The 13,314-nt window shown below is 39.4% G+C and carries 8 protein-coding genes and 1 pseudogene; 1 reads left to right on the top strand and 8 read right to left on the bottom strand.

Annotated elements, in window-relative coordinates:
* Positions 1-57: 57 nt before the first annotated feature.
* Positions 58-552: an ATPase gene (locus tag CA265_05865; protein ID ARS39222.1), complete on the bottom strand. Its 495-nt coding sequence runs from the start codon at positions 550-552 to the stop codon at positions 58-60.
* Between the two features lie 180 nt (positions 553-732).
* On the opposite strand from CA265_05865, the gene CA265_05860 reads away from it, so the two are divergent.
* A complete protein-coding gene (locus tag CA265_05860) occupies positions 733-1,713 on the top strand; it encodes an AraC family transcriptional regulator (GenBank protein ARS39221.1) in 981 nt (326 codons plus the stop codon).
* A 36-nt stretch (positions 1,714-1,749) separates the two neighbouring features.
* On the opposite strand, the gene CA265_05855 is transcribed toward CA265_05860, so the two are convergent.
* The 7 genes and pseudogenes from CA265_05855 to CA265_05825 form a co-directional block, all read right to left on the bottom strand.
* Positions 1,750-2,556, bottom strand: coding sequence for an AraC family transcriptional regulator (locus CA265_05855; GenBank protein ARS39220.1), 807 nt, complete (start codon positions 2,554-2,556; stop codon positions 1,750-1,752).
* Positions 2,557-2,586: 30 nt separating this feature from the next.
* On the bottom strand, positions 2,587-3,609 hold the full coding sequence (locus CA265_05850) for an oxidoreductase (GenBank protein ID ARS39219.1): 1,023 nt from the start codon (positions 3,607-3,609) through the stop codon (positions 2,587-2,589).
* A gap of 102 nt (positions 3,610-3,711) precedes the next feature.
* Positions 3,712-4,161, bottom strand: coding sequence for a hypothetical protein (locus CA265_05845; GenBank protein ID ARS39218.1), 450 nt, complete (start codon positions 4,159-4,161; stop codon positions 3,712-3,714).
* Positions 4,145-4,579: a glyoxalase gene (locus tag CA265_05840; GenBank protein ID ARS39217.1), complete on the bottom strand. Its 435-nt coding sequence runs from the start codon at positions 4,577-4,579 to the stop codon at positions 4,145-4,147. Before CA265_05840 ends, CA265_05845 begins: the two co-directional genes overlap by 17 nt.
* Before the next feature lie 48 nt (positions 4,580-4,627).
* Positions 4,628-5,075: pseudogene (locus tag CA265_05835) on the bottom strand (AraC family transcriptional regulator).
* A 273-nt stretch (positions 5,076-5,348) separates the two neighbouring features.
* A complete protein-coding gene (locus CA265_05830; GenBank protein ARS39216.1) occupies positions 5,349-6,035 on the bottom strand; it encodes a hypothetical protein in 687 nt (228 codons plus the stop codon).
* Positions 6,032-12,949, bottom strand: a complete 6,918-nt coding sequence (locus CA265_05825) for a hypothetical protein (protein ARS39215.1) — start codon at positions 12,947-12,949, stop codon at positions 6,032-6,034. The genes CA265_05830 and CA265_05825 overlap by 4 nt, the downstream gene beginning before the upstream one ends.
* Positions 12,950-13,314 lie beyond the last annotated feature (365 nt).

Below are 13,314 nucleotides of genomic sequence, written 5' to 3'. Positions count from 1 at the left end.
TGAGCTTCAATATGAACTGCAGCCTGGTCATTACAACTGAGCAGGCTGCAGTGAGGATCAGGCTTCAATTTTCCATTTTTTTGCCAGCTCGGTATTAAAACCATCATCTTCTTTAGGGTTTGGCTGCCCCTTTCCGGTGGTAATTAGTTTATACAAACTTTCTTTAATATAGTTAGTCCAGGCCTCCCTGCAAATTTCATAACATTCGTACTGAGGTACCAATCCCTCGTGTGTAAAAGTTAAAAGGGTTTGTTCTCCCTTTTTAGTAATATCAAAAACCAGTTTTGTACCAATCCACTCGCTTTTATCGGCCGTAAACTTAAAATAGTTGTCCAATATCAACCAAACTACTTTTTGATCTGGAACCAGTTCTACCAGCTTCATTTTACAATAGTGAATATCCCTGTAATGATAAACAGATTCGGCGTTAATGATATGGGTATCTCCTTCAATGGCTTCCGACCACCATCCTTTAATGTTGGTGATTGCGTTAAAAACTTCATTCGGACTTTGATCGACCAAAATGGTGGCTGTAAAATCTTGATTTTCCATGGTTCTGCTGTTGTTTAATTTAAGATTGATTAGAATAAAACAAAGTTAGCAGCAATTGGTGTTGCGAGCAGGGTGCAAAATAGACATTGTAGCGGGTTGATTTGGACAACTTTAAACTTTATCTTTACTACAGCAAATTAGCAAGACAATGCTAAACCTAGATCATGTAAAACCATTAAGATGAAACACATTACCATTCTTGTACCCGACGGGCCAAACAACTTAAGCAGTATTGTTGGTTCGTACAAAATACTGAGCAGGGCTAATGCCTATTGGCAGGAAAGCGGCAAAACTCAGTTATTCAAAATTGAGCTGGCAGGTATTTCAAAAGAAGTCGATTTTTATGATGGTTTGTTTTCGGTGAAACCACACAGGCATATTTCATCTATCACCAAAACCGACCTGGTGATTATTCCCTCTTTAAACCACAACTACCAACAGGCAATGGAAGGGAACCAGGAACTGATTGGGTGGATTGCCGCGCAGTATAAAAACGGTGCCGAAATAGCGAGTGTTTGCACTGGCGCGTACTTATTGGCATCAACTGGTTTACTAGATGGCAAAACCTGTTCTACACACTGGATTGTGGCTGATCATTTCAGCAAAATGTTCCCTAAGATAAATTTACAGACCGATAAACTGATTACCGATGAAAATGGCATTTACACCAACGGGGGTGCCTATTCTTTTTTAAATCTAATCTTATACCTGGTAGAAAAATACTTCGACCGGCAAACGGCCATTTTTTGTTCAAAGGTTTTTCAAATTGAAATGGACAGGCAAAGTCAATCTACCTTTATTATTTTTAAGGGACAAAAGTTGCATGGCGATGAAATGGTAAAAGAAGCACAATGTTATATCGAAAACCACCTGCAGCAAAAAATATCTATAGAGGATTTATCGACAAAATTTGCGGTAGGCAGGAGAAATTTTGACAGAAGATTCATCAAAGCAACCGGAAATACGCCCATAGAATATTTACAACGCGCTAAAATAGAATCAGCTAAAAAAGCACTGGAAACAAGCAGAAAAACGGTTAACGAAGTGATGTATGAGGTTGGTTATACAGATGTAAAGGCTTTTAGAGAGGTATTTCGGAAAATTACAGGCATATCTCCGCTGGAATATAGAAACCGGTACAATAAGGAAATGATCATATAAAACCATCAGGCAACACTTTCCTGCTACCTGATGATTTTATTTTATTAATGTAGAAGGCGCATATCCAAATTCTTTTTTAAAGGCGAAAGAGAAATGCGACAAATCTTCAAAACCCGATTCGAGGTATACTTCTACAGGTTTTTTATGCTTTTCTGCAAGTTGATAATGGGCCAGCTCCAGTCTTTTTTGGGTAAGCCATTTTTGTGGGGCGCGGTTAAATGCTTTTCTAAAATCGCGGTTAAAAGTAGATAAACTGCGGCCCATAAGGTATCCAAATTTCTCAAGCGGCATATTGAACATGTAGTTTTTTTCCATAAAATCGACCAGATCAATTTTTCCGGGCTCCCGAAAATCAGAAAGCACATTATCGATTTCAGGATCAATAAAACGCAGAATATTAATGGCTTCATTTATTTTTAATGCAGCGATATGTTCCGGAAAGTTCTCCTGAAGATCAAAATAAGGAATTAAGGATGCCATGCAGCTTTTTAATAAGGGATGATGGCTAAAACTCAGTATTTGCTGCGACACCTGTACTTTATGCTTCACCTCAATATTTGCGTAAAATTCTCTTAACCGTTTCGCCGATAAATGCATCACCACCGTTTTATGCGGCTGCCCGTCTTTAGGATAATTGATGATGGTAGCCAATTGATTTCTGGGGATCAAAAAAATATCTCCTGCATTAAATACATGTTCCTTATTGGCCTCGATAATTTTAGTCTCTCCAGAGATAAACCAGATCAGCATATGGTTATCGAAAACCACTTCAGTTTTAAACAGCTTGTCTTCATAACAAGAGAGTTTAATCTCTGAAGTGATATATTTTGTTTGAAACTCCATTATGGCTAAAATACAAATAATTGATTTTAATTAATCGGCACGGAATGTTATACCAAGCATTTGCTCACTTAAATCCCATAACCTTTTTGCATTTATTTCATTAACGGCATAAGGCCTTACGCCATGCAAGGTTGATGGTTCAGACATCAGGTGCTCAATATTACCTAAATCAACTTCGGCTACGTCGGCATCTTCGCAATATACACCTCCAATTTCATTAAGTAACGGGCTTGTGGCGCACCAAACCGTTGTGGCCGCACCTTGTGCTAGTTGTTTCAGTTTCTTTTCTACCTCCGGAAAAATATTGCCATCAGCATCGTGTGTACCCATCTGTTGGTAAAGTTCCATAGGTGCTTCTCTACCTAAATCGGTATGGTTAACCGAGCCGGGATGTACAGCATAAGCCCTGATGCCCGATTTGGCCCCTCGTGCATCGAGTTCAACAGCAAAAAGATTATTGGCGGTTTTCGATTGCCCGTAACCCAGTAAAGTTTCATATGGCCGATGTTCAAAGTTAGGATCCTCAAAGTCGAAAGGCGCAATCTGGTGACCATATGAAGAAACATTTACCACTCTGGCCCTATCGGCTTTTTTTAATGCCGGCCATAATTTGGCTGTAAGTTGAAAATGCCCCAAATGGTTGGTAGCCAGTTGCGATTCGTAACCTCTTGCATCTCTACGCAGTGGCACCCACATAATACCCGCGTTATTAATCAAAAAATCGAGCGGCTGTCCGCTCGATAAAAATTTTTCGGCAAAGGCATTAATGGAATGAAAATCCATTAAATCCATACCCTCTACTTCTACATTCGCTAAACCATTTAGATTCCGCTTCGCTTTTTCAATGTCGCGTGCAGGTACTATTACCTTAGCTCCGGCCTGTACAAATGTTTTTGTCGTTTCTAAACCTATGCCAGCATAACCGCCAGTGATGATGGCTGTTTTCCCTTTAAGGTTAACGCCAGCGATCACATCAGTATTGGTAGATGTTGCATTAAACCCTGAGCCTATTGGCTGCTGTAATGCCCCGTTGTAATTATGGTTACTTTCCATTTTTTCTATTGTTTTATTTCACAACAAAAATAATGGACAATAACAGGCCTGGCTTTGTTCAAAACGCCAATCTTACTTTGTTTAAAATGTCAGGATTTAAGATTAAACACCAAACTGCCTTAAATGATGATCGGCATGTTTATAAGAAAAAACACCGATTTGTTCTTTAGTCATTTGACCGAAAAAATCGTGGACAAAATCGGGGTTATCATAGTTTTCAAATTCTTCGATACGTTTGATCAGAATCGTTTGCTGCATTTTTAAATTTCCACCCTTTTCTTTAACCGCAAATTTCCCTGCAGGCATATTTTTACCTATCGGTTTATCATCTTTGATATTGCTTTTAAGTGCCATCCGGCCGAATATTTTACCTAAAAAATCGACTTTATAAACGGGTTTATCTTTACCTAACACCCATTCGAACCAGATGGTACAATGTTTTGCCATTTGACAAACGTCCATTTTACCCCAAAGCCGGTTGCTCTTTTCGGTTAGTGAATTAACCCTATCGATTAATTCACTTCTAGTTGATGCCTCAAATACTGTTTTCATTACCAAAATTGTTTAATGGTTGTAATGAAAAATAGTTTCCCGAATCATCTTTAAACAAAGCTTCAGTTCCATAAAACTCTTTGGTTGGTGCTTTTATGAATTCAACTCCTTTGGCTTTTAACTCTTCGTAGGTTGCAAAAATATCGTTGCAGGTAAGCACACCGCAACCGAAAATCCCTTTTTTGATCAGTCCTATCAGGGTTTCTGCTACATCCTTTGGAAACATTTTACTCACGGTAACAGGAAACAATACCAGCTGCAGATCGGGCTGCTCTGGTGGCGACACCGTTAACCAGCGGCTTTCGGGCCCCATCGGGATATCATCTACCAGTTTAAAACCCAGTTTGTTTACGTAAAAATCATAAGCACTATCCTGATTCAGGACGTGAATGTTGGTGATGGTCATTTTGGTAATCATGGTTCTTCGTTTTATGTGATCAATGTTGAACCAAATTTCAGTAATGATTTAAACATTCACTTCTCCATAATTGCTATTTTTCCAGCCAGCCATGCTGTAAGGCAAAACAACCTGGCACGAAAGAAACAGGCGATTTTTTGATGGCTAACTTTAATTGCTGCATTTGTAACTGATAACTTGAAGGCGACATGCCGACATTGCGTTTGAAAAGTCCGCTAAAAGAGGTTAAGCTATCAAATCCCACTAAAAAACAGGTTTCGGAAACACTTTTGTCTTCGCGCAATAACAGCTGTGCTTTTTCAATTCTTACCCAGGTTAAGTATTGATGTGGTGTTTTAGCGTAGATGGATTTAAAAAGACGCGTAAAATGAAATTTAGAAAAACAGGCTTCATCAGAAATGTAACTCAGGTCTATTTTTTCAGCATAATTTTTATCGATGAAAAGTTTTGCCTGAACAATCCGTCGATATAAGTAAACTTTTGGATATTGCTCCATAATCGGTAAGCCTCTAATTTTTCAGTTTTAGAAAGTTACGAATAATTTAAGGCCAGATTGAAATATAATGATGAAAAGAACAGATATGGCAGGTTATTATTAAATAAGCAGAAATGTTTTAAAATAAAAAAGCCTCAGATTTCTAAGAGACTTTTCGTGGTGCTGCAATTACAGGATGTTTATCACACATAGGCTCATATATTATTATAAACATCTAACCATTTGGTGCAGACTTTAAAGTCATTACAGAAGTATTTATTTGTGCAATGTATATTAATTTGCCTTAAACTGGAAAATTCCAGAATCTGAGGTATTGCCTGCCACATCTTTAGTGACGACCTTCCAATAGTAAGTTGTACCTGAAGTTATCGCTATACCGTTCAGAAATTTATCTGTGATATCCGTTTTGTAGGATGGGGCTGTACTGCTTGTACCAAAATAAACATCGTAGCCCGAAATATCATTATCCGGATCGCTTGCTGTCCAGCTTAGGTTAACCGTACCGGATGCAGTGCCTTGCCCGAAAACGTTAGAAAGCTTGTCGGCAGGAAAGGGAGGGTGAGATATAGTACCTGTACCTGCATTGTAAAACTTCCACACTTCACTCTTAGCCGTTGTTGATGATGAAATAGATTTTGACAAAACATACCAGGAATAAGGCATATCCCGATCAAGGTTTACCGATAAGTGATTGGAAGAAGCATTTAATGTAATAATAGCATTTGTCAGCAGATTTTTAATGCTGATCTCATAATTATCAGTATTATTTGCGCTGTTCCAGGTGAACGTTATGGTACTCTGTGTATTTGATATAATAGTTCCAGATGTACATACTGAATTTTGCGCAGGATAGGTAAGTACTGCAGGTTGAGGATCAGGTGTAATCTCAGCATTGTCTTTTTTGCTGCAACTTGTAAATAAGGCAACTGTTATTAATATGATGGCGATGTACTTTCTCATAATTTCACAACTTTAAGCGTTTTTTCACTTGGGCCGGTCTTCACTTTAAGCAGATAAACACCAGGAGTAAGATGCTGAGCTTCGATCGGCACCGTGCCAGAAGTATTGGTAAATTGTTTGCTATAAACCTTTCCACCAGTAATTTTAAATAATTCAATGGTTACGAAAGGAATTTCTGTGCTGCCCAGATTTACGTTTAATGTTGAGGTAAATGGATTGGGATAGGCCAGAATCCCGGTTGACAGGTCGAAACGTTTTTGATAAATGCCCTGGCAAGATTTATCTGTAGCAACGGTTACATCGTTTACACCATTTCTCAGGCTAAGTGTGATATTACCTGCTGTAGTTGTAGTGGTTACCCCATTCAGAGTAACATAATAGGTACTACTACCATCCAGGGTAAGGTTTAAGCTTTGAGCAGCATTATTAACAGCGGCATATACAGCCAAACTTTTAGGTTCGGTGATTACAACATTAAAACACTGCTGATAATTGCTTTGGCCGGCAATGGTAAAGCAAACATTATAAGTGCCCGATGCCAGGTTGTCAATACTGGTTGTGCTGGTAAACGGATAGGCAGCATTTAAACCTCCTCCGGTTATTGTTGCAGTATAATTCAAACGCTGCGCAGCGTTAATCGTAATGATACCGTTTGCCGATCCGTGACAAGTAGCACTATTAGTCGTTAACGTAAAGTTAGAAGCAGGCAATGCAAATATTGAGGTAATTACAGTAGCAGCTGATGCCCTACTTACTCCATTCAGGCTTACAATAACGCTGTATTCCCCGCTTTGACTAGCTGTATAAGTACCTGAATTTGCCCCTACAATGTTAACCCCATCCTTCAACCACTGGTACGTATAGCCGGCTTCCGAATTGGCCGTTAACAATACATTACCTCCCGGATAAAATGTAAGTGGCCCTGAAGCTGTGATGGTTGGTTTGGGCACAACGGTAACCTGATCAGTAAAGGTTGAAGTACCTGCTATATTAGTTACCGATAACGTTCCACTTATTCCTAAAAAGGTTGCAGTAATCTGTGTATCAGACTTAATCATAAACGACAATGCAGGCACACCTGCTATAGAAACATTTGTGGTTTTGGTAAAGTTACTACCGGATATTAATAATTGGCCTGTACCATCTATTGCAGCTACTACAGATGTAATAATCGGAGGGCTTACAAAAATGAAACCAGGAAACGAATCCTGACCATTCGGAGTTTGAACAGTAATGCTACCACTCTCACCCTCACCAACAATTGCTATAATAGTTTGAGGAGAAACTATCCTAAATGATTTTGCAGTCTTAGCACCAAATTTCACAACCGATGTTTGGTCAAAATATTTACCTCCAATGTAAACAGTTGAGTCTTTTGCTGCAATAAGAGGAGATACGGAGGTTATTTGCGGTGTAGGTATAGTGCCATTATTATAAATTGTTATTTTGGTATTTAAAGGGTCTAAAACTATAATATCATTCCTTCCATCGCCATCCATATCACATATGCTATAATTATTAACATTATCGTTAGTACTCGTAATCAACTGAGCAGGCGATGCAAACAAAATATTACCAGCACCTGATAAATTACGCGAATAGCTAATAACACGACTTACCAGCCCAATTACGTCTAACTTGCCGTCTCCATCAATATCGGCCAAACTATTTCGAAATGATAGACCCGTATTCGAAAATACGGCAGGTGTTTCGAGTGATTCGGTATTAATTGTACCTTTTGTTCCCTTATTTCTTGAAACCAGAAATACACTGCCGCTGTTATAGCCGTAATCATTTTCAAACACATCTACCTTACTATCTCCATCAAAATCGGCAGACATTAAAGTTGAAGAATAATAACTCGAGTGCCGGATATATGTAGTTGGATACAGCTGAGGATTTAAACTTCCTGGCACTGTATTATTTTTAAATATTGTAAATCCATCATAAGAACTTCCATATATAGGATCGGGCCTATTATCACCATCAATGTCGGTTAAGGTAAATGAAACATTGCTACTTGAGGGGATATTTTGAAAGTAACCTGCTGTTCCAAAAGATACCGTGGATCCTTTTGAAGTATTAAGATAATAAGTTCCATCTTCACCTAAAAATAAATCTGGTCTGCCATCCATATCAATATCTCTAAGAGACATCCCTGAGTATGAACTATTTAATGACTCAAATGCCGTTGTGCTAAAAGATACATTAGCCCCAGTTGATGTATTACGTAGAAAGACAATACTCAGCCCTGTACCAAATAAAATATCAGGTTTTCCATCTCCGTCTACATCATCTACCACCATATTTATCACTTGTTTGCCACTTATTAAATTAACTTTTTGCGTGAAGGATGATCTGGATAATACTTTATCATTACCATGTAAAAGAACATACAGCGAGTCGTTTTTGGCGACCAAAAAATCAGGAGTACCATCTCCATCAAAATCTTTGATAGCTATTGAAGAAACTGCTGAGTCGAAATTTATATCCTGCTTGTTCGAATAGCCTGAAAAGGTTGCTGTAGTGGTAACTAAAAATGGCAAGTTTGAATATCCGGTTAGTCCCTTGTCTATATTGGTTACTGTAACTAAATTAGTTGCTCCGGCAGGTACCACTACATCTAACTTTGTTTTGCTTGCATGGGTAACCTGAGCTCTAACCGGGCCAAAATAAACCACGTTTTTTTCAGGTACGGTATTAAAGTTATCTCCCGTTATACCTAATGTCGTTCCAACTGGTCCAGATGCTTGTGAAAATGAAAGTACCACTGGCGGACTACTGTATAAAAATCCGGCTATTGCTCCGGATCCACCATCACCCGTAACGGTAATTGATCCGGTTTCACCCAAACCTGGTACAGCTTGGATACTGGTTGACGAATTTACGATAAATGAACTTGCTTCCACACTGCCAAATTTTACACTGGTAACATTGGTAAAATTAGCCCCGATGATTTTAACTTCTGCTGTAGCGCCTTCACCAGTTTTTGTAAATGAAGTGATTACAGGAGCAGGTAAAAAAACGAAACCATCAAAAGAAGCTGTTCCCCCCGGGTTTGTTACTGTAATGGTACCACTTGAGGCATTTGTAGGCAATACTTTAATTTGAGTTGGCGACACCACTGTAAATGTAACAGCAGATGAACCAAATTTAACCTGCGTTATTCCCATAAAATCACTCCCGTTTATAGTAACTGGAGTTTGTCCATTGGCAGTTAACGGGCTTACGCTGGTAATGTTTGGCCGAGCATACCAGCTAAAACCATCAACTTGTGTGGTACCTGCATTGGTTGTTACAGAAATTTTGCCACTTGCACCAGAATTTATGGTTACCAACACCACATTATTGCTTACACTGACAATTGTTGCTGCAGTACCACCTATTGTTACTGCAGATGCCGTAAGAAGGTTTGCGCCATTGATAGACACAGACGTTCCGGAACCGCCTGAAGTAGGGGTAAATGAATATATTGCCGGAGGGGGTAGGAAGATAAAACCAGCTATACTTGAAGATCCATCAGTTCCATTAATATTTACATTGCCACTGTTACCGGTACCAACTGTAGCAGTTATAGTAGTAGGCGAAACTATAGTAAAAGATGCTGCGCTAACGCCTCCAAAGCTAACTGATTGTATGCCCTCAAAATTATTACCAGTAATGGTAACTGTTTGCCCTGCAGCAGCTACCAGGGGGCTAATGTTCTGAATAACTGGCGAATTATAAATAAATCCATCTATTGAAGCGCTACCGCCAACCGTACTCACACTGATACTACCGCTTACAACGGTATTATTAATGTAAACGACAATGGAAGTAGGCGAAACTGTAGAATATAAAACTGAAACACCCCCAACTTTAACTCCGGTGACACCAATAAAATTCGTTCCGGTAATGGTTACCTGCCCACCGCTTTTTTGTGCTGCAGGGGAAAATGTTGTAATTGTTGGTGGCTGAGCCCACACAAAGCCTGACCGAGAATCCTGACCGAGTGGCGTTACAACCACAACATCGCCCGATGAAGATGCAGCAGGCATAGCACTTATCGAAGTTGGCGATAATACCGTAAATGATGTGGCTGGTACTCCTCCAAAGCTCACAGCGGTAGCATTTGTAAAATTTGCACCAGTAATAATTACCTGTGATGATGATAATGTACCTGCATACTGTGGGTTAAAAGAAAAGATGGATGGACCTGGATGGGTAAAGCCAGGTGCAGAAATCCGTCCCAAAGGCGTTACAACCGTCACACTTCCTGATTTTCCCAAACCAACAACAGCAGTAATTTGAGTTGACGAATTGACCACAAACGAAGCAGCTGGAACACCACCAAAATAAATATCGGAAACATTTGTAAAGTTATTCCCGGTAATAACAACAGTTTGGCCAGTACCCGTGTTTGCTGGTGTAAACGAAGTAATAGCTGGCCCTAAATAACTAAAGCCAGGTAAAAATGCAGAACCACCCGGTGAACTAACACCAATAGAACCACTTGCCCCAGCACCAACAGTTGCTTGTATCGAAGTAGGTGATAAAACGGTAAATAGCGAATTTACACCACCAATTGTAACTGCAGCTACTTCTGTTAAATCTGTACCGTTAATTGTAATAACATCTCCACTAGCGGCAGTTATTGGTGTAAAAGTGGTAACTGTTGGGGCCGGTACCCAGATAAATCCAGGCATGGATGTCGTTCCATAGGTGTTTGTAACGGTTATATCCCCTGATGATGCGCCACTACCAACGTAAGCAAAAATCTGGCTACTGCTACTATAACCTATGCGGGCAGGTACCCCGCCTATACTTACTTGTGAATTACTTAAATTAGATCCAATAATTGTAATTGTGCTATTTAATCCACCTTTAAGCGGGTATACCTGAGTAATAGCTGGAGGCAAAATATAAGTAAAATTACTATAGGTTGTTTTTCCTCCTGGTGTAGTTATAGTAATGCCATTACCTGATCCAGCAGCAATTACAGCTTTGATGATTGTTGGTGAAACCACTGTAAACGAACTTGCAGCAATGTTTCCAAAACTTACATTTGTTGCGTTACTAAAATTACTACCTGTTATAGTTATATTATCCCCGGTGCCGCCAGTATAGGGAGATATGGAATTAATATTTGGGGCCGGAATATAGGTAAAGCCAGGAAAACTCGCTGTTCCACCAGGTGCGTAAACAGACACAGACCCGGTGCCCCCACTACTACCAACTACTGCGTTTATCTGGGTTGGCGAAACGATTGTAAACGAAGCATAATATCCACCAAAATTAACCTGAGATACTCCGCTAAAATTTGCACCAGTAATCGTTATAACGCTACCGGCAGCCCCACTGGAGGAAGAAATAGCTGTAATAGTAGGCGGAGGTATAAAGGTAAACCCTGATAAACTCGCTGTTCCGTACGGATTAGTTACAGTAACATCTCCAGATATTGAGCTACCAGCAGCAACATTTGCATAAAGGCTGGTTGGCGATGCTAAAGAAAAACTTGAGGCAGGTTTTCCACCTATGGTTACAGCAGTTGTGCCTGTAAAATAACTTCCAGTAATGGTTATACCTTGCCCTGTGTAGGCAGATGTGGGTGAAAACGAAGCAATTATGGGTGGTTCTGTAGAAACCGCTACTGTCAGATTTAAATTATAAGTACTTATTCCGAGTTCGTTTGATGCAGAAATTTTGTAGTTAGTGGCAGCAGAAAGTGCCTTTGGTGTACCAGTTATAGCACCATTGGTGCCCAATGAGAGCCCGATTGGTAGCGCGGGGCTAATGGTAAAGCCCGTTGTTAAGACCTTGTAAAGACCTGCTGCCAGATACACGATATTATCATCCTCATCTAATATGAAGTTATTATAATAAGTCTGACTTTTCGGTTGTCCAGTTGGATCATAATATACCGGCCCTCCAATAGTAACCACATCTGCAGAAGGGCTTACACGGCGAAACATAGAATTTCCATCGGCAACAATCAAATTACCTTTCGAATCCATTTGCATCATTAGTGGAGCCCAAAAAGAAGCAGACGCCCCGTTACCATCCACACTACCAAAGTTCGAGCCTGCAAAGGTTGTTACAACACCGGCCTGTGTAATTTTTCTAATCAAACTATTGCCCGATTCTAATGCATATATATTACCGTCACTGGCTACCGCTATAGCAACCACATTATAAAATGATGCCGCAGCTCCTGTACCATTAGCCTTTCCTGTAACTCTAGACTGGCCTGCAAGAAATGACACCGTACCATCCGTAGCAACTTTCATTATCCTACCCGTTGCTTCTGCAACATAGATTACACCATTCGCATCCATAGCAAGTGCATTTGGACTAATCAGCCCTTGCGCATAAGTCGAAACTACACCATCTGGCGTTATTTTTCTTATCCTCCCATTTGTTTCATCCCGGCTATTATTTTCAGCTACATACAAATTTCCAGCATTATCTTTTATAATATCGCGCATCGTACCAAAGAGTGCTGATGTACCTACTCCATCGGCATAACCGTAAGTTGTTGTTCCGGCTAATACTGAAGAAGTCCCATCTGGTTTTACACGGACTATTGAAGCATACTGAATGCCGTAAAGATCCCCTGACGATGCTTTTATAAAATGACTAATAAACGTTGGGTTTGATGCAAAAAGTTGATGAACTTGAGGGTATATTCTGGCAGGAACAGCTCCACCAGTATTTGTAACACTAATGGGCGTTATTTCTTTTTCAAGAAAAACCGTTTGCGGGCTTGTATAACTAATATTTGGTTTTTGTGCGTATGATCCAAACGATATTACCAACAAAAAAAATAGCAGAGAAATTTTAAATAAGCCAAAGTTTTCCCAAATGGAAAGCAATTGATTTCTAATTGCTATTTCCAACAGTTTTAAATTGAATATTAGGCGTTTATTTAGACACATAAAGGGCGTTTTTGTTTGGTTAAGATGCAGCAATCTATATTCATTTGCGATAATGAATACGAAATAACTACCTAAATAAATGTAAATAGATTATAACACTGAAAGGCAGAAAGCCGAATAAGTGTGGGATGGGTTCAGTGTAGAAAAAACATTGTTGAGAGAGTTAATTGATTAATAAAATTTCATACCTTACAAATTTAGCATAAATATTCATATGCAGCAATCTATATTCATTTGCGATAATGAATACGAAATAACTACCTAAATAAATGTAAATAGATTATAACACTGAAAGGCAGAAAGCCGAATAAGTGTGGGATGGGTTCAGTGTAGAAAAAACATTGTTGAGAGAGTTAATTGATTAA

Source organism: Sphingobacteriaceae bacterium GW460-11-11-14-LB5, from assembly GCA_002151545.1.
Lineage (GTDB): Bacteria > Bacteroidota > Bacteroidia > Sphingobacteriales > Sphingobacteriaceae > Pedobacter.
Note: the sequence above shows the minus strand (reverse complement) of the source record. Positions and strands in the feature narration are given on the sequence as shown.